The sequence below is a fragment of the Streptococcus sp. 27098_8_103 genome, assembly GCF_041432345.1.
GTDB lineage: Bacteria > Bacillota > Bacilli > Lactobacillales > Streptococcaceae > Streptococcus > Streptococcus mitis_BV.
Genome location: NZ_JAPVZK010000001.1, coordinates 61,812 through 86,776 on the forward strand (window position 1 = coordinate 61,812; position 24,965 = coordinate 86,776).

The 24,965-nt window shown below is 38.8% G+C and carries 26 protein-coding genes; 22 read left to right on the forward strand and 4 right to left on the reverse strand.

The features are described 5' to 3' along the window. The first annotated feature begins 234 nt into the window (after nucleotides 1-234). The 13 genes from O3599_RS00200 (at nucleotide 235) to O3599_RS00260 (ending at nucleotide 12,151) form a co-directional block, all read left to right on the forward strand. A complete protein-coding gene (locus O3599_RS00200; RefSeq protein WP_000521974.1) occupies nucleotides 235-711 on the forward strand; it encodes a PTS sugar transporter subunit IIA in 477 nt (158 codons plus the stop codon). Nucleotides 712-749: 38 nt separating this feature from the next. Then, nucleotides 750-1,055 carry a PTS sugar transporter subunit IIB gene (locus O3599_RS00205; protein ID WP_000590547.1) on the forward strand — a complete coding sequence of 102 codons (306 nt, stop codon included), beginning with the start codon at nucleotides 750-752 and terminating at the stop codon, nucleotides 1,053-1,055. Nucleotides 1,056-1,101: 46 nt separating this feature from the next. After that, the gene (locus tag O3599_RS00210; RefSeq protein ID WP_247939206.1) at nucleotides 1,102-2,577 is read left to right on the forward strand and encodes a PTS galactitol transporter subunit IIC; all 1,476 of its coding nucleotides are present in this window, start codon (nucleotides 1,102-1,104) and stop codon (nucleotides 2,575-2,577) included. 98 nt (nucleotides 2,578-2,675) lie between these two features. Next, nucleotides 2,676-3,572, forward strand: coding sequence for an aldose 1-epimerase family protein (locus O3599_RS00215; RefSeq protein WP_371511663.1), 897 nt, complete (start codon nucleotides 2,676-2,678; stop codon nucleotides 3,570-3,572). A 284-nt stretch (nucleotides 3,573-3,856) separates the two neighbouring features. Further along, complete coding sequence (lacA, locus tag O3599_RS00220) at nucleotides 3,857-4,282, forward strand: galactose-6-phosphate isomerase subunit LacA (protein WP_000029277.1); 426 nt, start codon at nucleotides 3,857-3,859, stop codon at nucleotides 4,280-4,282. 148 nt (nucleotides 4,283-4,430) lie between these two features. Further along, entirely contained in the window at nucleotides 4,431-4,946 is a 516-nt protein-coding gene (gene lacB, locus O3599_RS00225; RefSeq protein ID WP_001216910.1) for a galactose-6-phosphate isomerase subunit LacB, read from the forward strand. Between the two features lie 10 nt (nucleotides 4,947-4,956). After that, a complete protein-coding gene (locus O3599_RS00230; RefSeq protein WP_084946570.1) occupies nucleotides 4,957-5,886 on the forward strand; it encodes a tagatose-6-phosphate kinase in 930 nt (309 codons plus the stop codon). A 1-nt stretch (nucleotide 5,887) separates the two neighbouring features. Further along, nucleotides 5,888-6,868, forward strand: coding sequence for a tagatose-bisphosphate aldolase (gene lacD / locus O3599_RS00235; RefSeq protein ID WP_001229114.1), 981 nt, complete (start codon nucleotides 5,888-5,890; stop codon nucleotides 6,866-6,868). 234 nt (nucleotides 6,869-7,102) lie between these two features. Next, on the forward strand, nucleotides 7,103-7,939 hold the full coding sequence (locus tag O3599_RS00240) for a PRD domain-containing protein (protein WP_084946569.1): 837 nt from the start codon (nucleotides 7,103-7,105) through the stop codon (nucleotides 7,937-7,939). Nucleotides 7,940-7,974: 35 nt separating this feature from the next. Next, entirely contained in the window at nucleotides 7,975-8,292 is a 318-nt protein-coding gene (locus O3599_RS00245) for a PTS lactose/cellobiose transporter subunit IIA (RefSeq protein ID WP_001078320.1), read from the forward strand. Beyond that, a complete protein-coding gene (locus tag O3599_RS00250) occupies nucleotides 8,292-9,983 on the forward strand; it encodes a lactose-specific PTS transporter subunit EIIC (protein ID WP_261020176.1) in 1,692 nt (563 codons plus the stop codon). Before O3599_RS00245 ends, O3599_RS00250 begins: the two co-directional genes overlap by 1 nt. Nucleotides 9,984-10,445: 462 nt before the next feature. Continuing rightward, entirely contained in the window at nucleotides 10,446-11,852 is a 1,407-nt protein-coding gene (gene lacG, locus O3599_RS00255) for a 6-phospho-beta-galactosidase (protein WP_000169253.1), read from the forward strand. A 41-nt stretch (nucleotides 11,853-11,893) separates the two neighbouring features. Continuing rightward, on the forward strand, nucleotides 11,894-12,151 hold the full coding sequence (locus O3599_RS00260) for a DUF3884 family protein (protein ID WP_084819641.1): 258 nt from the start codon (nucleotides 11,894-11,896) through the stop codon (nucleotides 12,149-12,151). A gap of 104 nt (nucleotides 12,152-12,255) precedes the next feature. Here the strand turns inward: O3599_RS00260 and O3599_RS00265 are convergent, their stop codons facing one another. From O3599_RS00265 to nrdH, 4 genes are all read right to left on the reverse strand, one after another. Beyond that, a complete protein-coding gene (locus tag O3599_RS00265; protein WP_004262459.1) occupies nucleotides 12,256-13,023 on the reverse strand; it encodes a DeoR/GlpR family DNA-binding transcription regulator in 768 nt (255 codons plus the stop codon). A gap of 142 nt (nucleotides 13,024-13,165) precedes the next feature. Further along, nucleotides 13,166-14,128, reverse strand: a complete 963-nt coding sequence (gene nrdF / locus O3599_RS00270) for a class 1b ribonucleoside-diphosphate reductase subunit beta (protein ID WP_000451386.1) — start codon at nucleotides 14,126-14,128, stop codon at nucleotides 13,166-13,168. Between the two features lie 189 nt (nucleotides 14,129-14,317). Then, nucleotides 14,318-16,477 (reverse strand): class 1b ribonucleoside-diphosphate reductase subunit alpha, encoded by a 2,160-nt coding sequence (nrdE, locus tag O3599_RS00275; RefSeq protein WP_247939203.1) that lies wholly within the window; start codon nucleotides 16,475-16,477, stop codon nucleotides 14,318-14,320. A gap of 80 nt (nucleotides 16,478-16,557) precedes the next feature. Further along, nucleotides 16,558-16,776: a glutaredoxin-like protein NrdH gene (gene nrdH, locus O3599_RS00280; protein WP_000259240.1), complete on the reverse strand. Its 219-nt coding sequence runs from the start codon at nucleotides 16,774-16,776 to the stop codon at nucleotides 16,558-16,560. A 350-nt stretch (nucleotides 16,777-17,126) separates the two neighbouring features. On the opposite strand from nrdH, the gene O3599_RS00285 reads away from it, so the two are divergent. From O3599_RS00285 to O3599_RS00325, 9 genes are all read left to right on the forward strand, one after another. Beyond that, nucleotides 17,127-17,390: a phosphocarrier protein HPr gene (locus tag O3599_RS00285; protein ID WP_247939202.1), complete on the forward strand. Its 264-nt coding sequence runs from the start codon at nucleotides 17,127-17,129 to the stop codon at nucleotides 17,388-17,390. Between the two features lie 5 nt (nucleotides 17,391-17,395). Further along, a complete protein-coding gene (gene ptsP / locus O3599_RS00290) occupies nucleotides 17,396-19,129 on the forward strand; it encodes a phosphoenolpyruvate--protein phosphotransferase (RefSeq protein ID WP_004241506.1) in 1,734 nt (577 codons plus the stop codon). Between the two features lie 132 nt (nucleotides 19,130-19,261). Beyond that, a complete protein-coding gene (locus O3599_RS00295; RefSeq protein WP_247939201.1) occupies nucleotides 19,262-19,756 on the forward strand; it encodes a YkgJ family cysteine cluster protein in 495 nt (164 codons plus the stop codon). Between the two features lie 82 nt (nucleotides 19,757-19,838). Further along, a complete protein-coding gene (locus tag O3599_RS00300) occupies nucleotides 19,839-20,417 on the forward strand; it encodes a ClbS/DfsB family four-helix bundle protein (protein ID WP_247939200.1) in 579 nt (192 codons plus the stop codon). Between the two features lie 585 nt (nucleotides 20,418-21,002). Then, on the forward strand, nucleotides 21,003-21,695 hold the full coding sequence (locus tag O3599_RS00305) for a DNA-entry nuclease (protein WP_247939199.1): 693 nt from the start codon (nucleotides 21,003-21,005) through the stop codon (nucleotides 21,693-21,695). A 70-nt stretch (nucleotides 21,696-21,765) separates the two neighbouring features. Then, nucleotides 21,766-22,458, forward strand: a complete 693-nt coding sequence (locus O3599_RS00310) for a YjjG family noncanonical pyrimidine nucleotidase (protein ID WP_247939198.1) — start codon at nucleotides 21,766-21,768, stop codon at nucleotides 22,456-22,458. 61 nt (nucleotides 22,459-22,519) lie between these two features. Continuing rightward, nucleotides 22,520-23,173, forward strand: coding sequence for a uracil-DNA glycosylase (locus O3599_RS00315; protein ID WP_247939197.1), 654 nt, complete (start codon nucleotides 22,520-22,522; stop codon nucleotides 23,171-23,173). Between the two features lie 9 nt (nucleotides 23,174-23,182). Continuing rightward, nucleotides 23,183-23,647, forward strand: a complete 465-nt coding sequence (locus O3599_RS00320; RefSeq protein WP_371511673.1) for an NUDIX domain-containing protein — start codon at nucleotides 23,183-23,185, stop codon at nucleotides 23,645-23,647. Between the two features lie 12 nt (nucleotides 23,648-23,659). Then, a complete protein-coding gene (locus tag O3599_RS00325; protein ID WP_247939196.1) occupies nucleotides 23,660-24,928 on the forward strand; it encodes a dihydroorotase in 1,269 nt (422 codons plus the stop codon). Nucleotides 24,929-24,965 lie beyond the last annotated feature (37 nt).

The window sequence follows — 24,965 nt, forward strand, 5'->3', positions numbered from 1 at the left end:
TAGGAAATTTGTATAAGAATCAATAGTTAAGCAGACTTAGATGGTCTGCTTTTTTAGTTTCTAGAATAGAAAAAACGTTTAAAATGTTTGTTTATGTGTTTGTTTTTATGCAACAAATTACAAAAGAAACAAAAATATTAAAAAAGAGACAAAAAACAACAGAAAATTATTGACAACGATTTCATATAGTGTTATACTTATAGCATAAAGTTAATGGAAAGAAGGGAAAACCTTATGGGATTAGATCATTTCTTTGACAAAAACCTTGTGTTTTGCTTAGAAGCGGATAATCAAGAACATCTCTTTGATCAGGTTGCAACTTTATTGGAAGAACGAGAAATCGTAACTCCAACCTATCGTGAAGCCTTGATCACGCGTGAAAAGTCATTTCCAACTGGCCTAGATATGGAATTTTTGGGTAAGGATTTGCCGAATGTGGCTATTCCTCACACAGATATTGTTCATAATCTAGCCGAAAAAGTTGTGGTCGTTCGATTAGAAAAACCAGTGACTTTCCACAATATGATTGCGCCAGATAAGGAAGTAGAAGTATCCTTACTCTTCTTTATCATTAATAACTCAAGTTCAAGCCAAACGAACATTCTTGCTCAGTTGATGGACTTCTTTACTGGAAATGGTCATCTTGAAGACCTATCAAAAATTTCTGAACCAGAAGCCCTCTATGCTTATATTGCTGAAGCAATTGCTTAATCTTGTCTATTAAAAATATTAAATCGGAGGAAATCCATATGATTAAAATTCTTGCTGCCTGCGGTGCAGGTGTTAACTCAAGCCACCAAATTAAAAGTGCTCTTGAAGAAGAACTTTCAAACCGCGGTTTTGATGTTCACTGTGATGCAGTCATGGTCAAAGACGTTAACGAAGATCTTATCAAAGGTTATGACATCTTCACACCAATTGCTGCGACAGATCTTGGTTTTGATCCAGGTATTCCAGTTATCGAAGCTGGACCAATCTTATTCCGTATCCCAGCTATGAGTGCTCCAGTATTTGACAATATTGAAGCAGCTATTAAAGAACACGGATTAAGCTAATTCTAATTTGTTAACATTCATATAACATAAAAAGGGAGGAACTGTTATGGATGCAATCTTTGACCTAATCAAAAAGGTCTTTACACCCGTCTTAGATATGGGTGGTCCTGTCATCATGTTAATCATTTTGACAATATTGGCTCTACTTTTTGGAGTGAAATTCTCCAAAGCGCTTGAAGGTGGTATCAAACTTGCCATCGCTCTTACAGGTATCGGTGCCATCATCGGTATGCTAAACACTGCTTTCTCAGCATCACTAGCAAAATTCGTTGAAAACACTGGTATCCAATTGAGTATCACTGACGTTGGTTGGGCACCACTTGCAACAATCACTTGGGGATCTGCTTGGACACTATACTTCTTGCTCATCATGTTGATTGTCAACATAGTGATGCTAGCTATGAAGAAAACTGATACACTTGACGTTGATATCTTTGATATCTGGCACTTGTCTATCACAGGTCTTTTGATTAAATGGTATGCAGACAACAACGGTGTGAGCCAAGGGGTTTCACTATTGATTGCTACAGCAGCTATTGTACTTGTTGGGGTTCTCAAAATCATCAACTCTGACTTGATGAAACCTACATTTGATGACCTTCTTAATGCACCAAGTTCATCTCCAATGACTTCAACTCACATGAACTACATGATGAACCCAGTTATCATGGTTTTGGATAAGATTTTTGAAAAATTCTTCCCAGGTCTTGATAAATATGACTTTGATGCTGCTAAATTGAACAAGAAAATCGGTTTCTGGGGATCTAAATTCTTCATCGGTTTCATTCTTGGTATCGTTATCGGTATTATGGGAACTCCACATCCAATTGAAGGGGTTGCAGATGCAGATAAATGGCGTCTTGTTATCAAAGGATGGTTGTCTCTTGGTTTGACTGCCGGTGTATCTTTGGAACTCTTCTCACTCATCGGTTCATGGTTCATCGCTGCCGTAGAACCACTTTCACAAGGTATTACAAACGTTGCTACTAAACGTCTTCAAGGACGTAAATTTAATATCGGTCTTGACTGGCCATTCATCGCTGGTCGTGCTGAAATCTGGGCTTGTGCCAACGTACTTGCACCAATCATGTTGATCGAAGCTGTGCTTCTTTCAAAAGTCGGAAATGGTATCTTGCCACTTGCAGGTATCATCGCTATGGGTGTTACTCCAGCTCTCTTGGTTGTAACACGTGGTAAATTGCTCCGTATGATTATCTTCGGAACACTCTTGTTGCCACTCTTCCTTCTTTCAGGTACACTTATCGCACCATTTGCAACAGAACTTGCTAAAGGTGTAGGTGCCTTCCCAGCAGGTGTGAGCGAAACTCAATTGATCACTCACTCAACTCTTGAAGGACCAATCGAAAAACTTCTTGGTTGGACAATTGGTAACACTACAACAGGTGATATCAAAGCAATCCTTGGTGCTGTAGTCTTCCTTGTATTCTATATCGGTATCTTTGCATGGTACAGAAAACAAATGATCAAACGTAACGAAGAGTACGCAGCAAAAGCAAAATAATGAGCTCCTATAAAATGTAAATTGTTGAAACTAGGTTGTCATACCATTAGGAGTGACAGCCTAGTTTTTTATAAACTATCAAGAAATCGGAGAAAATAATGGTAATTGAATTAAAATCAGAACAATTAAGAGTTCAATTTAACAGTTTTGGTGGGGCTCTTTCTTCTATAAAAGATGCCGAGGGAGTTGAGTATTTGTGGCAAGGAGATGCTACTTATTGGAGTGGACAAGCTCCTGTTCTCTTCCCCATTTGTGGTTCATTGAGAGAGGATACAGCACTTTATATAGATGATAATGGACAAGAAATCAAAGGAAAGATTCCTCGTCATGGTTTGGTTCGTAAGAAAGAATTTGAATTAGTTGAACAGACAGATAATAGTGTAACTTTTGCAATTGAAGACGATGAGAATAGCTATCAGAACTACCCTTATCATTTCCGCTTAGAAATCACTTATATCCTTACTGGAAAGACAGTACGGACTCAATACAAAATATTTAATAAAGAAATTAGCAAGGTCATGCCTTACTTTATTGGTGGACATCCAGGATTTAATTGTCCTCTGCTTGATGATGAAGTCTATGAAGATTATTATCTAGAGTTTGAAAAAGAAGAGACTTGCTCTGTTCCACGTCCTTTCCCAGAAACAGGTATGCTTGATTTTCAAGATAGAAGTCCATGGCTAGAAGGTCAAAAAGAATTAGACCTCAGCTATGATCTTTTCAGCACTGATGCAGTCACCTTAGATGAATTGCAATCTAGAACAATTGCCCTTCGTTCTCGTAAACATGATAAGGGATTGAAAGTTCGTTTTGCAGAGTTTCCAAACCTCATTATATGGTCAACTTTGAATAAAGGACCTTTCATTGCTTTTGAACCATGGTCTGGCTTGTCAACATCCCTTGAAGAAGGAGATCATCTAGAAGATAAGAAGAATGTTCGTCTCCTAGAACCTGCTCAAGTAGATCAAATTGGTTTTGATATCGAAATTTTTTAATTAAAAAAACACAAAAACAAACATTAATTGTTGACTTTTTTAAGAAATAGGAGTATATTATGTTTGTAAGCAACAAATGATGTTTGTCACAAACAAACAATCACTTGTTATATTCTCTTTCGTGGAGAAAGATTATTTCTAGGAAACTGATTTCCTAAACTTGAATAAGGTGTCATTCATCTCATTCAATCCAATTTGTCAATAAACTGCTAGAAAGCTTTTGTAGGTAAACTGTTAACTATAAAAGGTTTTACTAGCCTAGAAAAATAAAAGGAGTATACAATATGTCTATTGTTATCGGTGCAGATGCTGCAGGTTTGAGATTGAAAGAAGTTGTGAAAGACTTCTTGGAAAAAGAAAACTTCCACGTTGTGGATGTTACAGCTGAAGGTCAAGACTTTGTTGATGTGACTCTTGCTGTTGCTGCAGAAGTAAACAAAGAAGAACAAAACCTTGGTATCGTGATTGATGCTTATGGAGCTGGTCCATTTATGGTCGCAACTAAGATCAAAGGAATGGTTGCTGCAGAAGTATCTGACGAACGTTCAGCTTATATGACTCGTGGTCACAACAACTCACGTATGATCACTATGGGTGCACAACTTGTTGGTGATGAATTGGCTAAAAACATCGCTAAAGGATTTGTTAACGGTAAATACGATGGTGGACGTCACCAAATTCGTGTTGATATGTTGAACAAAATGTGCTAATACTCTTCAAAAATCAAGATAATCTGTTGTCAGCTCACTTTAGCTAACCTCAGTTATGCTTGCAGCTCGCTTCCTAAGCTAATCTTGATTTTTCTTGAGTAGGGATAAATGATATTAGATTTATATAATTAATCGGAGGGAATAACTAATGAGAATTGCAATTGGATGTGACCACATCGTAACAGATGAAAAAATGGCGGTTTCAGAATTTTTGAAATCAAAAGGATATGAAGTCATTGACTTTGGTACATATGACCATACACGTACTCACTACCCAATCTTTGGTAAAAAAGTAGGGGAAGCTGTAACTAGCGGTCAAGCTGATCTTGGGGTATGTATTTGTGGTACTGGTGTTGGTATCAACAACGCTGTGAATAAAGTTCCAGGTGTCCGTTCTGCCTTGGTTCGTGATATGACAACAGCCCTTTATGCTAAAGAACAATTGAACGCCAACGTTATCGGTTTTGGTGGTAAGATTACTGGTGAATTGCTCATGTGTGATATCATCGAAGCTTTCATCCATGCTGAATACAAACCATCTGAAGAAAACAAGAAATTGATTGCGAAAATTGAACACCTTGAAAGTCACAATGCTCAACAAACAGACGCAAACTTCTTCACTGAATTCCTTGAAAAATGGGATCGCGGAGAATACCACGACTAAGAGGTAACCTATGATTTTAACAGTCACAATGAACCCATCCATTGATATTTCCTATCCCTTGGATGAGTTGAAGATTGATACTGTCAATCGTGTGGTGGATGTAACCAAAACGGCTGGTGGTAAGGGACTCAATGTTACCCGAGTACTTTCAGAATTTGGGGATTCTGTTCTTGCTACTGGTTTAGTGGGTGGCAAACTTGGTGAGTTTTTGGTTGAACATATCGATAATCAAGTAAAGAAAGATTTCTTCTCAATTCAGGGAGAAACTCGTAACTGTATCGCTATTCTTCACGGAGACAACCAAACAGAAGTTCTTGAAAAAGGTCCTGTAGTATTGGAACAGGAAGGTCAAGACTTTTTGGAACATTTCAAAAATCTCCTAGAGTCAGTTGAAGTAGTAGCTATCTCAGGCAGTCTGCCAGCTGGCCTTCCAGTTGATTACTATGCGAGCTTGGTAGAACTTGCTAATCAAGCTGGCAAACCTGTTGTTTTGGATTGCTCTGGTGCAGCACTTCAGGCGGTTCTTGAATCACCACATAAACCAACAGTCATCAAACCAAATAATGAGGAATTATCTCAGCTTCTTGGAAGAGAAGTTTCTGAGGATTTGCATGAATTAAAAGAAGTACTTCAAGAACCTTTGTTTGCAGGTATTGAATGGATTATCGTTTCACTTGGTGCCAATGGTGCTTTTGCCAAACATGGCGATACTTTCTACAAGGTAGATATTCCTAGAATTCAGGTAGTCAACCCTGTCGGATCTGGAGATTCTACTGTAGCAGGAATTTCTTCAGGACTTCTTCACAAAGAATCGGATGCAGAATTACTCATCAAGGCAAATGTCCTTGGTATGCTCAATGCTCAAGAAAAAATGACTGGTCATATCAACATGGCCAACTATCAAGCTCTATATGATCAATTAATAGTAAAAGAGGTATAAAATGGCTTTAACAGAACAAAAACGTGCACGCTTAGAAAAACTTTCTGATGAAAATGGTATCATCTCAGCTCTTGCATTTGACCAACGCGGTGCTTTGAAACGCCTCATGGCTCAACACCAAACAGAAGAACCAACAGTGGCTCAAATGGAAGAACTTAAAGTTTTGGTAGCGGATGAATTGACTAAATACGCTTCATCTATGCTTCTTGATCCTGAATATGGACTTCCAGCAACAAAAGCTCTTGATGAAAAAGCTGGTCTCCTTCTTGCTTATGAAAAAACAGGTTATGATACAACAAGCACAAAACGCTTGCCAGACTGCTTGGATGTTTGGTCTGCAAAACGTATTAAAGAAGAAGGTGCAGATGCAGTTAAATTCTTGCTTTACTATGATGTAGATAGCTCAGACGAACTTAACCAAGAAAAACAAGCTTACATCGAACGTATCGGTTCTGAGTGTGTGGCTGAAGATATCCCATTCTTCCTTGAAATTCTTGCTTACGATGAAAAAATTGCTGACGCAGGTTCTGTAGAATACGCGAAAGTAAAACCACACAAAGTTATCGGTGCTATGAAAGTCTTTTCAGACCCACGCTTTAACATTGATGTCTTGAAAGTAGAAGTTCCTGTTAACATTAAATATGTTGAAGGCTTCGCTGAAGGTGAAGTGGTTTATACACGTGAAGAAGCAGCAGCCTTCTTCAAAGCACAAGATGAAGCAACTAACTTGCCATACATCTACTTGAGTGCTGGTGTATCAGCTAAACTCTTCCAAGATACTCTTGTATTTGCCCATGAATCAGGTGCAAACTTCAATGGAGTTCTTTGTGGCCGTGCAACTTGGGCTGGATCAGTTGAAGCTTACATCAAAGATGGTGAAGCAGCAGCTCGCGAATGGCTACGCACAACTGGTTTTGAAAACATTGACGAACTCAATAAAGTTCTTCAAACAACAGCAACTTCATGGAAAGAGCGCGTATAAGCAAGTCCTCCTAGGTTAGGAACATGAATCTAAAAAAATTTTAAAAAAAGTTTCATGTAAAGGTTTACAAAACAACCTACTTGTGCTATACTTAAATCACAAGTTAATACAAGGTGAGTGTTACTAAGTAATATTAGGCATGATCACAGGTGAATTAGAAATCAGATGATTTTCTAGTTCATTTGTGGTCATTTTTTATACTCATATACCTTTAAAATATAAAAGGAGGTTGACATGTATCGAATTCTAAATCCAATAAATCACAATGTTTCGCTTGTCAGGCATGATAAAGGAGAAGAAGTGATTGTGATTGGTAAGGGGATTGCATTTGGAAAGAAGAAGGGAGATTTGATTTCTGAACATCAGGTTGAGAAAATCTTTCGGATGAAGACAGAAGAGTCCAGGGAAAACTTTATGGCTCTTCTCAAAGATGTTCCGCTTGATTTTATCACAGTGACCTATGAAATCATTGATAAGCTATCAAAGAAATATCATTATCCGATTCAAGAATATCTTTACGTAACCTTGACAGATCATATTTACTGTTCTTACCAAGCTCTAGCACAAGGAAGGTACAAGGATAGTAATCTGCCAGATATTTCTACCAAGTATCCTGTCGCTTTTCAAATTGCAAATGAGGCTTTTGGAATTTATCGTCAGAAGCTAGCAGATCATTTTCCTGAGGACGAAATTATTCGGATTGCTTATCATTTCATTAATGCCGAAGGTGAAAATGAAGTGGAACTTGTGGAGTCGATTGATAAGAGGAAAGAAATTCTCAGGAATGTTGAAGAAGTTTTAACGGACTATGCAATTCAACGAACCAAAGAGAATAATCATTTCTATGATCGTTTTATGATACATTTGAATTATTTCTTGGATTATTTAGACAGATCTAGAGATGATAACCAATCACTTCTGGATATGGAAGATCATATTAAACAATCCTATCCAAAAGCGTTCGAGATTGGTTCCAAGATCTATGATGTGATTACGCAACATACGGGTCTTGATTTGTATAAAAGTGAACGAGTTTATCTAGTTCTACATATCCAACGTTTATTGTCATAAAAATTTAATTAAAAATACCTAAGGAGAATTCTATCATGAATAGAGAAGAAGTAACATTGTTAGGTTTTGAAATCGTAGCCTATGCTGGCGATGCTCGTTCAAAACTATTGGAAGCCTTGAAAGCTGCTGAAGCTGGCGATTTTGCGAAAGCAGATAGCTTAGTCGAGGAAGCTGGTTCTTGCATTGCAGAAGCTCACCACGCGCAAACAAGTCTATTGGCTAAGGAAGCTTCAGGTGAGGACTTAGCCTATAGTGTAACCATGATGCATGGCCAAGACCACTTGATGACAACTATCTTATTAAAAGATTTGATGCACCATTTAATTGAACTCTACAAGAGAGGAGTTAAGTAATGAATAAATTAATTGCATTTATTGAGAAAGGAAAGCCTTTCTTTGAGAAACTATCTCGTAATATCTACCTTCGTGCCATTCGTGATGGTTTCATTGCAGGTATGCCTGTTATTCTCTTCTCAAGTATCTTTATCTTGATTGCCTTTGTACCAAACTCATGGGGCTTTAAATGGTCTGATGAAGTTGTAGCCTTTCTGATGAAACCTTATAGCTATTCTATGGGTATTCTGGCTCTCTTGGTAGCTGGTACAACAGCTAAGTCATTGACTGACTCAGTAAACCGTAGCATGGAGAAAACCAATCAAATCAACTATATGTCAACACTGTTAGCAGCGATTGTTGGTTTGTTGATGTTAGCAGCTGATCCTATCGAAAATGGTCTAGCTACTGGATTCTTGGGGACAAAAGGTTTGCTTTCAGCCTTCCTTGCTGCCTTTGTTACCGTAGCTATCTATAAGATTTGTGTTAAGAACAATGTCACTATTCGCATGCCTGACGAAGTTCCACCAAATATCTCACAAGTCTTTAAAGATGTGATTCCATTCACTCTCTCAGTTGTTTCACTTTATGCTCTTGATTTACTAGCTCGTCATTTTGTTGGTGCTAGTGTAGCAGAATCAATCGGTAAATTCTTTGCACCATTATTCTCTGCTGCTGATGGTTATCTAGGTATCACCATTATCTTTGGTGCCTTTGCCTTCTTCTGGTTTGTTGGTATCCATGGTCCATCTATCGTTGAGCCTGCTATCGCAGCTATTACATATGCAAATGCCGAAGTAAACTTGAACCTTCTCCAACAAGGTATGCACGCTGACAAGATTCTTACTTCTGGTACACAAATGTTTATCGTTACCATGGGTGGTACTGGTGCGACACTGGTTGTTCCATTCATGTTCATGTGGTTAACAAAATCAAAACGTAACCGTGCAATCGGTCGTGCTTCAGTAGTTCCAACTTTCTTTGGTGTAAACGAACCAATCTTGTTTGGTGCACCTCTTGTATTGAACCCAATCTTCTTCATTCCATTTATCTTTGCTCCAATCGCAAACGTTTGGATCTTCAAATTCTTTATTGAAACTCTTGGAATGAATTCATTTACTGCTAATCTACCATGGACAACTCCAGCTCCACTAGGTCTAGTTCTTGGTACGAACTTCCAAGTTCTATCATTCATTCTTGCTGCCCTTCTAATCGTGGTTGACGTAGTCATTTACTATCCATTCCTTAAAGTATATGATGAACAAATTCTTGAAGAAGAGCGTTCAGGTAAATCTAATGATGAATTGAAAGAAAAAGTTGCCGCAAACTTCAACACTGCAAAAGCAGATGCTATTCTTGAAAAAGCTGGTGTAGAAGCAGCACAAAATACAATCACTGAAGAAACAAATGTCCTCGTTCTCTGTGCAGGTGGAGGGACAAGTGGACTTCTTGCGAATGCTTTGAATAAGGCAGCTGCAGAATACAATGTTCCTGTGAAAGCAGCAGCAGGTGGCTATGGTGCTCACCGTGAAATGTTGCCAGAGTTTGATCTTGTTATCCTTGCCCCTCAAGTTGCTTCAAACTTTGAAGACATGAAAGCAGAAACAGATAAGCTCGGTATTAAACTAGCGAAAACAGAAGGCGCTCAATACATCAAATTAACTCGTGATGGAAAAGGTGCTCTTGCATTCGTACAAGCTCAATTCGATTAACGATAGGGACTGTGAAACAGTCTCCTATCGTTACGGCAATCGCTATGGCGAATTTCCTAATCGCCTTGTTAATTCGTCGGTAAAAAGCTATCGTTTTTACCTCCTCATGTCACAATTCGATTAATAATAGGGACTATGAAATAGTCTCCTATCGTTACGGCAATCGCTATGGCGAATTTCCTAATCGCCTTATTAATTCGTCGGTAAAAAGCTATCGTTTTTACCTTCTCATGTCACAATTCGATTAACGATAGGGACTCTGAAATAGTCTCCTATCGTTACGGCAATCGCTATGGCAAATTTCCTAATCGCCTTATTAATTCGTCGGTAAAAAGCTATCGTTTTTACCTCCTCATGTTACAATTCGGTGACTTGGTACAAGAAGTGAGATGGAGAAGGATGGCTCACTGACTCCTCTCCTCTCACTTTTACTTTATTTAAATCAAGAAATAGGTGAAAAAAATGACAAAAACATTACCAAAAGACTTTATTTTCGGTGGCGCAACAGCTGCCTATCAAGCAGAAGGTGCTACACATACTGATGGTAAAGGACCAGTTGCGTGGGATAAGTATCTTGAAGATAACTACTGGTACACTGCCGAACCAGCCAGTGATTTTTACAATCGATACCCAGTTGACCTCAAGCTAGCAGAAGAGTATGGTGTCAATGGTATTCGAATTTCTATTGCCTGGTCACGTATTTTCCCGACTGGTTACGGTCAAGTAAATGCTAAAGGTGTTGAATTTTATCATAATCTATTTGCAGAGTGTCACAAACGTCATGTTGAGCCTTTTGTAACTCTTCATCACTTTGATACGCCAGAAGCTCTCCACTCAAATGGAGACTTCTTAAACCGTGAAAATATTGAACACTTTGTAGACTACGCTGCCTTCTGTTTTGAAGAATTCCCAGAAGTAAACTATTGGACAACCTTTAATGAAATTGGGCCAATTGGTGATGGTCAATACTTGGTTGGAAAATTCCCTCCAGGTATTCAGTACGACCTTGCCAAAGTTTTCCAATCGCACCACAATATGATGGTTTCTCATGCGCGTGCAGTTAAGCTATATAAAGATAAAGGTTATAAAGGTGAAATTGGTGTTGTTCACGCACTGCCAACCAAGTATCCTTTAGATCCTAAAAATCCAGCAGATGTTCGTGCAGCTGAGTTGGAAGATATCATCCACAATAAATTTATCTTGGATGCAACTTATCTAGGTCACTATTCAGCTGAAACGATGGAAGGCGTCAACCATATCTTATCAGTCAATGGTGGTAGCTTGGATCTTCGTGAAGAAGATTTCACAGCATTAGAAGCCGCAAAAGACTTGAATGACTTCCTTGGAATCAATTACTATATGAGTGACTGGATGGAAGCCTTTGATGGAGAAACTGAAATTATCCATAATGGTAAGGGTGAGAAAGGAAGTTCTAAATACCAAATAAAAGGTGTTGGTCGTCGTGTAGCTCCGGATTATGTGCCACGTACAGACTGGGATTGGATTATCTACCCTCAGGGTTTGTATGACCAAATCATGCGTGTGAAGAAAGATTATCCTAACTACAAGAAGATTTACATCACTGAAAATGGACTTGGTTATAAAGATGAGTTCGTCGATAACACTGTTTACGATGATGGTCGTATTGATTATGTCAAACAACACTTAGAGGTCTTATCTGATGCGATTGCTGATGGTGCAAACGTCAAAGGATACTTCATCTGGTCATTGATGGATGTCTTCTCTTGGTCAAACGGTTATGAAAAACGCTACGGTCTCTTTTATGTAGACTTTGAAACTCAAGAACGTTATCCTAAGAAATCAGCTCACTGGTACAAGAAAGTAGCTGAAAGTCAGATTATAGACTAGTAGAATGAGTAATTAGATATAGAATTCTAGTGAGGCAAAAGATGTTCAAAGATTTTATCCAATCAATTTATGAAAAAGTTTATATTATCAATTTTGATAAATGTTCTCAAATACCTCGTTTGACTAATGAGGAGCTGAAAAATCTTGGGAAATGGTATATCTCTACCGGTAAAGAATGGATTTGCCATTCAGACTATGAGCTAGAAGAATTTAAAAATATCTTTTTAAGTTTTATCAGTCCTGAAGAACGGGATAATATCTCCTTTGATTCAGATTTTATGCCGTTTCAACAATCATAAAGAATCTAGGAAACTCTTTGTAAAAATCTTCATCCAAAAATGCGTCATATCAAGATTCTTATTTTCTTGATATGACGCATTTTATTTTTTATCAATCCTCAGTTTTATGGTTTAGAAAGAATAATTTTTGTTTGTTTTGAAAGTTGTTCAAACGTTTCTTTGCTCAGTTTAGAATCTGAAACGATGGTATCAATATCAGAGATATTGTAGAAGGTATAGAAATCAAATTTATTGAACTTACTATGGTCAGCTAGTAAGTATTTTTTATTGGAATTATTGAGGGCGATGCGTTGAGATTCACCTTCCTCTTCACTAAAGGTCGCAATCGCATTGTCTTTAATACCATTACAGCTAACGAAAGCTTTAGAAAATTGGAGATTGGCTAGGTTTTGCAAGGTTAGTGTTCCGACAAAGGCTCCAGTGATAGAGCGGTAGTTTCCACCAATTAAAATCAAATCTGTTAGTTTTCGTTCGTTTAGAATGAGAAAGACTGGTAAACTGTTTGTTACAACACGAATATTATCAATTGGAAGTTCACGAGCAAAAGATTCCAAGGTTGTCCCTGGCCCAATAAAAATGGTTTCACCCTCATCAATTAAATGGCCTGCAAAACGGCTAATTTCTTGTTTTTCTGCGATTTGTAAGCTTTGTTTTTCAATATTGGAACGTTCATTATTTAAAATAGAACCTGTGCGAATTTTCTCAGCTCCCCCGTGTACTCGAACAAGTAAATCCTTGTCTGCCAACTCTTGCAAGTAGCGTCTAGCAGTCATATCTGATACATCTAAGCGAGTCATGATTTCTTTTACAGTAATAGTTCCCTTTGTATTTACCGTTTCTAGAATATTATCTAGTTTTTCCTGCTTTAACATCGTTATCACCTCTATTTCTATTACTATTTTATCATAAAGTATTCAATCAATCAATTTAAAAAACAAAAGAAAACAAAAACAAAAACATCATGGTTGTTTTAAACAAACCATGATGTTGTTATCACTTATAAAATAGATGACCTTAGTCCAAACCGTAGTTGTAGTCATCGTCTTGCATGGCTTCAACTTCACCAAGGAGGTAACCATTTCCGACTTGAGAGAAGAAGTCGTGGTTGGAAGTTCCTGTTGAAATACCGTTCATAACGATTGGGTTGACATCATCTGCTGAGTCTGGGAAGAGTGGATCTTGTCCCAGGTTCATGAGTGCCTTGTTGGCATTGTAGCGAAGGAAGGTTTTGACTTCTTCCGTCCAACCAACACCGTCATAGAGGCTTTCTGTATAGCCTTCTTCATTTTCATAAAGAGTGTAGAGCAGGTCGTACATCCATTCTTTGAGTTTTTCTTGCTCTTCTTCAGGCAATTCATTGAAACCGAGTTGGAATTTGTATCCGATATAGGTTCCGTGAACAGACTCATCACGAATGATCAATTTAATGATTTCAGCGACGTTGGCTAGTTTATTGTTACCAAGATAGTAGAGGGGAGTGAAGAAACCAGAGTAGAAGAGGAAGGTTTCAAGGAAAACGCTGGCAACTTTCTTTTCAAGTGGGCTACCGTTTAGGTAGATTTCGTTGACGATCTCAGCCTTCTTTTGTAGGTAAGGATTGGTATTGGTCCATTCGAAAATTTCTTCAATCTCAGCCTTAGTATTCAAGGTAGAAAAGATTGATGAGTAAGATTTAGCGTGGACAGATTCCATAAATTGGATGTTATTGAAAACAGCTTCCTCATGTGGTGTACGGATGTCTGCGCGAAGGGCTTGAACCCCAGTTTCAGATTGCATAGTGTCGAGAAGGGTTAAACCACCAAAGACTTTTCCAACCAAGTCTTTTTCTACATTTGATAGCTTTCTCCAGTCATCCAAGTCATTTGACAAAGGAATACGTGTATCAAGCCAGAATTGCTCCGTCAGTTTTTCCCAAGTTGATTTGTCGATGACATCTTCGATGGCATTCCAGTTAATGGCTTTGTAGTAAGTTTCCATTTTGAAATCTCTTTCTGTGTTTAGTATTGCGAACTCACAATTACTTCTATTTTATCATAATTCTAGAGGAGTATCGCACAAAAAGTCGGAAGCCCGACTTTTTGTTATTTCATAGTATAGATGCTTATTCTAGTTTAGCAGGGTGAATGAATCACTTATCTGAGAAAAAGTAGTTTTCTCAAGGAAAGATTAAATCACACAGCTTTCACATTGGTTGGCACCGACTTCTCCACCATCATCTGTAAAGGTACGGACGTAGTAGATAGACTTGATACCCTTGTTAAAGGCATAGTTACGAAGGATTGACAAGTCACGTGTCGTTTGTTTGTTTTCTTTCTTCCATTCGTAAAGACCTTTTGGAATGTCACTACGCATGAAGAGGGTGAGTGATAGTCCTTGGTCCACGTGCTCAGTTGCAGCAGCATAGACATCAATCACCTTACGCATATCCATGTCGTAGGCAGAAGTGTAGTAAGGAATGGTTTCTGTTGACAAGCCAGCAGCAGGATAGTAGATTTTACCGATTTTCTTTTCTTGACGTTCTTCGATACGTTGCGTAATCGGGTGGATAGAAGCAGAAACGTCGTTGATGTAACTGATAGAACCATTTGGCGCTACAGCAAGGCGGTTTTGGTGGTAAAGACCATCTGCTTGAACCTTGTCGCGAAGTTCAGCCCAATCAGCAGCACTTGGGATAAAGACATCTTTGAAGAGTTCCTTAACACGTTCTGATTTTGGAACAAACTCGCCAGTTACATACTTGTCAAAGTAGCTTCCGTTAGCATAGTCTGATTTTTCAAAGTTATGGAAGGTAATACCACGTTCACGCGCGATATTGTTTGATTCTACCAAGGTCCAGTAGTTCATAAGCATAAAGTAGATGCTTGTAAATTCAACAGACTCAGGCGATCCATATTCAATCAATTGTTGGGCAAGGTAGCTGTGAAGTCCCATTGCACCAAGACCAAAGGTATGAGCTTGGCTATTTCCGTGGTCGATGGTAGGAACAGCTACGATGTGTGAACTATCTGTAACGAAAGTTAAGGCACGCACCATAGCACGGATAGAACGACCAAAGTCAGGTGAAGTCATCATGTTAACCACGTTGGTTGAACCAAGGTTACATGAAACATCCGTTCCCATTTGAAGGAATTCTTGGGCATCGTTGATCAAGCTTGGTTCTTGGACTTGAAGAATCTCAGAACACAAGTTGCTCATGATAATCTTACCATCAACAGGATTTGCACGGTTAGCTGTGTCGATGTTGACTACATAAGGGTAGCCAGATTCTTGTTGCAATTTAGAGATTTCAGTTTCCAAATCACGCGCCTTGATTTTTGTCTTGCGGATATTTGGATTTGCGACTAGCTCATCGTATTTTTCAGTGATGTCGATGTAGTTAAATGGCACACCGTATTCAAGCTCTACTGAGTAAGGGCTGAAGAGGTACATTTCTTCATTTTTACGAGCTAGTTCGTAGAATTTATCGGGTACTACAACACCAAGTGAAAGAGTCTTTACACGAACTTTTTCATCGGCGTTTTCTTTCTTAGTTGAAAGGAAGGCGATAATATCTGGGTGGAAGACATTGAGGTAGACAACACCAGCACCTTGACGTTGACCCAATTGGTTTGAGTAAGAGAAGCTATCTTCGAAAAGTTTCATAACTGGAACGACCCCAGAAGCTGCTCCTTCATATCCTTTGATAGGTGCACCAGCTTCACGAAGGTTGCTGAGGGTAATTCCCACACCACCACCGATACGTGAAAGTTGAAGAGCTGAGTTGATAGAACGTCCGATAGAGTTCATATCATCTGTTACCTGAATCAAGAAACAGGATACCAACTCTCCACGACGAGCACGTCCAGCATTCAAGAAGGAAGGAGTAGCTGGTTGGTAGCGTTGGTGGATGATTTCATTGGCAATATCGATTGCAATAGCTTCATTCCCATCAGCGAAATAAAGGGCGTTAAAGAAGACACGGTCTTCCATGCTTTCAAGATAATATTCACCGTCGTTTGTCTTCAAGGCATATTGATTGTAAAATTTATAAGCTGCCATGAAAGACTTGAATTGGAAGTTTTGTTCTTTGATAAATTGAGACAATTCTTCCAAAAATTCTGGACGGTATTTCTTGATAAAGGCTGTTTCGATGTAGTTGTGTTCAATGAGGTAGTTGATTTTATCTTTGATTGAATCAAAAACCATAGTGTTTGGAACTACATTTTCTTTAAAGAAGGCATCCAAGGCTTCCTTATCTTTATGAAGCATGATTTGTCCATTAACAGGACGGTTGATTTCGTTATTGAGACGGAAGTAAGTCACGTCTTCAAGATGTTTTAATCCCATAAAATTTCCCTTATCTAATTACAAAAGAAAGGCTTCTAAGTTAGCCCTAGAAGCAGTTTCTTCTGGATGATGTACTAAGATTATGCTAATTGTTTCAATTTTCCTGGTTGGAAACCTGAAAAGACTTCAGTTGGTGTTTGGATAACAGGAGCTGCGCTGAAACCGAGCTCTTTAACTTGATCGATGTACTCAGGTTGCTCATCAAGATTGATTTCACGATAAGCGACATTATTACTGTCCAAGAAACGTTTGGTCATCTTACATTGGACACAGTTGTTTTTAGAATAAACGGTTACCATTGTGTAACTCCTCTTTCAAAATAGATTACTTTCTTAGTATATCAGAAAATAAATTTTTGTCAATGATTTAAAACTAAATATAGTGGTCTATTTTTATGCTCAAGCTCACAAAACACAATATGTAGTGTTTGCTTTGTAAAATAGTGATGATAATCCTAGAAGTAGTTTTTTGGAAAACTATATCCTGTGTTTTGTTATCTAGAATAGAAGATTTTCAGCAAGTTATCTGAAAGGAAATCGAATAAATCCCATAAAATGCTTGAAAAAAATCCTAGAAGATGATATAATACCAAATTGTAAGGGTTATCACATATAACTCAAAAAAGAAAGAACAAAAGGAGAGTCAAACTATGGCTTCTAAAGATTTCCACGTAGTGGCAGAAACAGGTATTCACGCACGTCCAGCAACATTGTTGGTACAAACTGCAAGCAAATTTGCTTCAGATATCACTCTTGAGTACAAAGGTAAATCAGTTAACCTTAAATCAATCATGGGTGTTATGAGTCTTGGTGTTGGCCAAGGTGCTGACGTAACTATCTCAGCTGAAGGTGCAGATGAAGATGATGCTATCGCTGCAATCTCAGAAACAATGGAAAAAGAAGGATTGGCATAAGGAAAATGACAGAAATGCTTAAAGGAATCGCAGCATCTGATGGTGTTGCAGTTGCAAAAGCATATCTACTCGTTCAACCGGATTTGTCATTCGAGACTGTTTCAGTCGAAGATACAAACGCAGAAGAGGCTCGTTTGGATGTAGCTCTTGAAGCTTCTCAAAACGAGCTTTCTCTTATCCGTGAGAAAGCTGTAGGTACGCTTGGTGAAGAAGCGGCTCAAGTTTTTGACGCTCATTTGATGGTTCTTGCTGACCCAGAATTGATTGGTCAGATTAAAGAAACAATCCGTGCTAAGAAAGTCAATGCAGAAGCAGGTCTTAAAGAAGTGACTGACATGTTCATCACTATCTTTGAAGGCATGGAAGACAACCCATATATGCAAGAACGTGCAGCGGATATCCGCGACGTGACAAAACGTGTATTGGCAAATCTTCTTGGTAAGAAATTGCCAAACCCAGCTTCTATCAATGAAGAAGTAATCGTGATTGCGCATGACTTGACACCATCTGATACAGCTCAATTGGACAAAAACTTTGTAAAAGCTTTTGTAACAAACATCGGTGGACGTACAAGCCACTCAGCTATCATGGCACGTACACTTGAAATTGCAGCTGTATTGGGAACAAATAACATCACTGAAGTAGTGAAAGACGGCGATATCCTTGCCGTTAACGGAATTACTGGTGAAGTGATTATCAACCCAACAGATGAACAAGCGGCAGAATTTAAAGCAGCTGGTGAAGCTTATGCTAAACAAAAAGCTGAATGGGCACTTTTGAAAGATGCTCAAACAGTGACTGCTGACGGTAAACACTTCGAGTTGGCAGCTAACATCGGTACTCCAAAAGACGTTGAAGGTGTTAACAACAACGGTGCAGAAGCTGTTGGACTTTACCGTACAGAGTTCTTGTACATGGATTCTCAAGATTTCCCAACAGAAGACGAGCAGTATGAAGCATACAAGGCTGTTCTTGAGGGAATGAATGGTAAACCAGTGGTTGTTCGTACAATGGATATCGGTGGAGATAAGGAACTTCCTTACTTCGATATGCCACATGAAATGAACCCATTCCTTGGATTCCGTGCCCTTCGTATCTCTATTTCTGAAACTGGAGATGCAATGTTCCGTACACAAATCCGTGCCCTTCTTCGTGCTTCTGTTCATGGTCAATTGCGTATCATGTTCCCAATGGTTGCCCTTTTGAAAGAATTCCGTGCAGCCAAAGCAGTTTATGAAGAAGAAAAAGCAAACCTTCTTGCTGAAGGTGTTGCAGTTGCGGATGATATCCAAGTTGGTATCATGATTGAAATCCCTGCAGCAGCGATGCTTGCAGACCAATTTGCAAAAGAAGTAGACTTCATGTCAATTGGTACAAACGATTTGATTCAATACTCAATGGCAGCAGACCGTATGAACGAACAAGTTTCATACCTTTACCAACCATATAACCCATCAATCCTTCGCTTGATCAACAACGTTATCAAGGCAGCACACGCTGAAGGTAAATGGGCTGGTATGTGTGGTGAGATGGCTGGTGACCAAAAAGCTGTTCCACTTCTTGTCGGAATGGGCTTGGATGAGTTCTCTATGTCAGCAACATCTGTACTTCGTACACGTAGCTTGATGAAGAAATTGGATACTGCTAAGATGGAAGAGTACGCTAACCGTGCCCTTACAGAGTGTTCAACAATGGAAGAAGTTCTTGAACTTCAAAAAGAATACGTTAACTTCGATTAATGTCATTAACCTTGTAACCTAGTTGCAAGGTTTTTTGGCGCATTTTGGAAAAGTATGGTCTTGTAAAGTCCACTTTGCAATGAGCAAGAGGCATGATATAATAGGGGGAGCAAATAGAATAAGAGAGAAACCATGTCTAAAGAAATTGATATTGAGTATTACCACCAGCTAGCCTTGCAAAAGCAAAAGGAGCACCGTAAAATTTTAGCCAACTTAAAGAAAAAGCCGCCTAAAAATCTAGATAAGCTAGCCCAGCAGATTCACCAAGAAGTCTTTGAGGAAATTGATTGTACAGCTTGTGCTAACTGTTGCAAGACATTGGGGCCTGACTTTAAAGAAGCGGATATTACACGAATCGCCAAGTATTTTAAGATGAAATTACCTGCTTTTGAAGCAGAGTTTTTGCAGGTAGATGAAGATGGGGATAAGGTTTTCAAATCCATGCCCTGCCCATTTTTAGGAGGAGATAACCTCTGTTCTATCTATGATGTTCGTCCAAAGGCCTGTCGAGAGTTCCCCCATACAGACCGTAAGAAAATCCATCAAATCAACCATTTGACAATTAAAAATACCTTGACCTGTCCAGCAGCTTATCTCTTTGTTGAGAAATTAAAGGATAAGTTATAAAGATTTGTAATTTTAAATCTTGAACAAAGACTACAGGAGAAAAAATTCTCATAATAACTAGCAATATGAAGGGAGTACTCCTGTGCCTAGACCGAAAACAAAAGAGGAGCTAATGCTGGCCTCTAAGGGAGACTATGAAAAGCTCAATCATTTCATCTCCCAACTAAGTAAAGATGAGCTACAGCATCCATTTGATTTTTCAAGAGACCCAAAGAAAAAGGAAGCGCACTGGAAAAGAGATAAAAATCTACGGAATGTTTTGATCCATCTTTATGAATGGCAACGATTACTTTTAACTTGGGTACATTCTAATCAAAAAGGTCACGAAAGACCTTTTCTCCCTGAACCTTATAATTGGAAAACTTATGGAGAACTGAATGTCGCTTTTTGGAAGAGGCACCAGAAAACGTCCTTAGAAGAAGCGACCAGACTCCTAGAACAATCGCATAAAGAGGTTTTAGAACTGATGGAAAGCTTTAGCAATGACGAACTCTTTACCAAAGGTGTCTATAAGTGGACAGGAGGGACAAGTCTAGGTTCTTACTTTGTCAGTAGCACGTCAAGCCACTATGATTGGGCTAGCAAAAAACTCAAAGCACATCGGAAGAATTGTAAGGTTATTCGTTCAAGTGACAATGAAATTCAGGAAAATTTTTTCTAAGTTTCGAATAGCTTTTTTTCATTGTCTTTGAGCAATTCTAGCTTTAGAATCCTTCAAAAATTAAAATTTAAGGTAATCAATGACTTAAAATAGTGCGAAAACATTTAGTTTATAGGGATTCTAAGTCTAGAATTACACGGATATTAAAGGTTTTTAACCTATTCGATTCTTAGAATGCCTTTATTCTGAGAAATGTTGATGATAAACTGGTTCGAATGGTTTTTTCTGATATAGGATGATAGATAGATGGGTGGGATGATGAAATTACAAAAAAAGAAAGTTAGAAAAGAGTTGGTGTACCTCTGCTTGGGAGAGCTTGCAGACGTCCTATCTTTTGGGATCTGTTTTTTTCTATTTTCAAAAATAAGCAGGAAATAAAATCATGATTTCTTGCTCACTTTTTTGTTTATGGATAAATAGAGGGGGTGCAAACACTATATGATAGTCTAATTCCATCAACAAAAATTAGGGTAGAACAAAAATGTTGGGATAAATTCATAAAAGTAAAATTGAATTAGTTTCGAAGTTTTATCTAGCTATATGTTATAATAAGTTTGTTAGTTTGTTTTTAATAGGAGTAGAAATATGGGTTACCCTCACCTTCATCAGGCAGTATATAGTATCACAAAATCTGTATTGGAACAATTAAAAATTGATGATATAGAAGAATTAAAAAAATTTTATAATGGTTATGGAAGTTTTAATTTACCGCATTTTATAAATTTTAATGAAAAAATCTTTTCAGAACGAATCGATTTAGAAGAATTTGCTGAGAATGTAAGAAAGGAGGAAAGAGTTAGTATAGGTAGGGCGTTACTTTCACACAGAACGATTAAAGATAGGACATCAAAAGGTAAAAGCCAGTACAGTGGTTCCATTTTTCATACAGGACACTTACTTGGGTTTATGCTAATTGGTAATTTATCTGGATTTAATTCAAGAAAAACAAATATTGAAAATGTAGTACCTCTAACACCTTGGGCTAACGGTAATGGTTTTAAATTAAACACAGACTATGGAAATTCTCAACGAGTTTATAAGCAATTAATAAAAAATTGCATTACCAAAGCTTCAAATAAATCAGAAACAGATTTTAGAGTATATTATCAGGTTGAGGCGATCTATGATAATGAATCAGAAGATGTACCTCGAGGAATACTACTACAAGCTGTATCAAATAATAAAAAATACTTAAGGGATATACATGTGTTTATTCCTAATGTGAAATATGGGATGAATAGTAGCATTGATTACACGGATTGGAAATTGAATAAATGATTCCTAGTATCTACATAATATGCACCCCCTGTTGAACCTTTGCCCCCACTTAGAAAGGAATCTTCCAAAATTGTCCTACAAATTTCTACTCTTCGACCTCGACCACACCTTGCTTGATTTTGATGCTGCTGAGGATGTGGCTTTAACTCAACTTCTAAAAGAAGAAGGAGTTGCAGATCTTCAGGCTTATAAAGACTATTACATTCCTATGAACAAGGCTCTTTGGAAGGACTTGGAGCAAAAGAAAATCAGTAAACAAGAGCTGGTTAACACGCGCTTTTCTCGTTTATTTGCTCACTTTGGACAGGAAAAAGACGGTAGTTTTTTAGCCCAGCGTTACCAATTTTACCTTGCCCAACAGGGACAAACGATTTCGGGAGTTCATGAACTCTTAGACTGCCTCATTGAGCGAGATTATGAGCTGTATGCTGCGACAAATGGAATAACGGCCATTCAGACAGGTCGTTTGGCTCAATCGGGTCTGGCACCTTATTTCAATCAAGTCTTTATATCTGAACAGTTGCAAACACAAAAGCCTGATGCTCTCTTTTATGAAAAGATTGGTCAGCAGATTGAAGGATTTAGCAAAGAAAAGACTCTGATGATTGGAGATTCCCTAACCGCCGACATTCAGGGAGGCAATAATGCTGGGATTGACACGATTTGGTACAACCCTCATCACCTCGAAAATCATACACAAGCCCAACCGACTTACGAAGTCCATTCTTATCAAGATTTGCTGGATTGTTTAGATAAACTGTAAAAAGTGGTTTCCATAGCCACTTTTTGCTATAATAGAGGCAGTAAAAACGAAGGAGTCGGCTATGGAACATTCGTCTTGGCATGCTTTGATTAAGGCGCAATTACCTGAGGGTTATTTTGGGAAAATCAATCAGTTTATGAATCAGGTCTATGCTCAAGGGACTATTTATCCACCCAAGGAAAAGGTTTTTCAGGCTCTCTTGACAACACCGCTTGAAGAAGTTAAGGTGGTTATTCTAGGGCAAGATCCCTATCACGGGCCAGGTCAAGCGCAGGGATTGAGTTTTTCTGTACCCGACTCTATCCCAGCTCCGCCATCCTTGCAAAATATCTTGAAAGAATTGTCAGATGATATCGGGGTTAAGAAATCTCATGATTTGACAGCTTGGGCTGAGCAAGGAGTCTTGCTTCTTAATGCTTGTTTGACGGTTCCGGCTGGACAGGCCAATGGTCATGCTGGGCAGATATGGGAGCCCTTTACGGATGCTGTAATTCAGGTGGTCAATCATCTAGATAGACCAGTCGTTTTTGTACTCTGGGGAGCTTATGCACGTAAGAAGAAGGCCTTAGTTACCAATCCTCATCACTTGATTATCGAATCAGCCCATCCCAGTCCTTTATCAGTTTATAGAGGATTTTGGGGTTCCAAGCCTTTTTCCAAGGCCAATGCATTCTTAAAAGAAACAGGACAAGAGCCAATCGATTGGCTTAGATAAGGAGAAAATATGTCTCAGTTAGCGACGATTTGCTACATTGATAACGGGAAGGAACTGCTCATGCTCCATCGTAATAAGAAGCCAAATGATGTCCATGAAGGAAAATGGATTGGTGTGGGTGGTAAGCTAGAGAGAGGTGAGACCCCTCAGGAATGCGCGGCGCGTGAAATCCTTGAAGAAACAGGACTGAAAGCCAAGCCAGTTCTAAAAGGTGTTATCACTTTTCCTGAATTTACACCAGATTTAGACTGGTACACCTATGTTTTTAAGGTGACGGAGTTTGAGGGCGACTTGATTGACTGCAATGAGGGAACGCTAGAATGGGTTCCCTATGATGAGGTTTTGAGTAAGCCGACTTGGGAAGGTGACCATACCTTTGTTGGGTGGCTTTTAGAAGATAAACCCTTCTTTTCAGCCAAGTTTGTTTATGATGGGGATAAATTGTTGGATACCCAAGTTGATTTCTATGAATAAAGGAGAAAGCAGATGCTACTAATCAAAAATGGTCGTGTAATGGATCCCAAGTCTGGTTTGGATCAAGTGTGTGATGTTTTAGTTCAAGATGGGAAAATTGTCAAAATTGCGTCTGATATCACGGAAGAAGGAGCAGATATAATTGATGCTAGTGGTCTAGTAGTTGCTCCTGGCTTGGTCGATATTCATGTTCATTTCCGTGAACCTGGTCAGACCCACAAGGAGGATATCCATACTGGTGCCCTAGCAGCCGCCACAGGTGGTTTTACAACGGTTGTCATGATGGCTAATACTAGCCCAACCATTTCAGACGTGGAGACTTTGCAAGAAGTTCTCCAGTCAGCTGCCAAAGAGAAGATTAATGTCAAGACGGTTGCGACCATTACTAAGAATTTTAATGGGCAAGATTTGACTGACTTTGAGGCACTTTTAGAAGCTGGTGCTGTTGGTTTCTCTGATGACGGTATTCCGCTTGAAAGCAGTAAAGTTGTCAAGGAAGCCATGGAAGAAGCCAAAAAACTCAATACCTTTATCAGTCTTCATGAGGAAGATCCAGGTTTGAATGGGATTCTTGGATTTAATGAAAACATTGCTAAAGAACATTTCCATATCTGCGGTGCGACTGGGGTGGCTGAGTACGCTATGATGGCGCGTGATGTCATGATTGCCTATGCGACCAAGGCTCATGTTCATATCCAGCATTTGTCTAAGGAAGAAAGTGTTAAAGTAGTGGAGTTTGCTCAAAGATTGGGAGCGCAAGTCACAGCAGAAGTAGCGCCACAGCATTTCTCTAAGACCGAAGCGCTCCTTTTGACACAAGGTAGCAATGCTAAGATGAATCCACCGCTTCGTTTGGAATCAGACCGTCGTGCCGTGATTGAAGGTCTCAAGTCAGGTGTCATCACAGTTATCGCGACTGACCACGCGCCTCATCATGCAGATGAGAAAAATGTCGAAGATATTACCAAAGCGCCATCTGGTATGACTGGCTTAGAAACATCTCTATCTCTTGGATTGACTTATTTGGTCGAAGCTGGTGAGTTAAGCTTGATGGAATTACTCGAAAAAATGACATACAACCCATCCAAGCTTTACAACTTTGAAGCAGGTTACTTGGCTGAGAATGGCCCAGCGGACATCACTATTTTTGATGTTAAGGCTGACCGTCTTGTGGACTCCCATTTTGCTTCAAAAGCAGCTAATTCACCATTCATCGGTGAAACCTTAAAAGGGCAGGTTAAATACACCATCTGTAAGGGACAAATCGTCTATCAAAACTAGGTGGGAGTCTGCTCTGTAAACAAAAAGAATAGAGAGC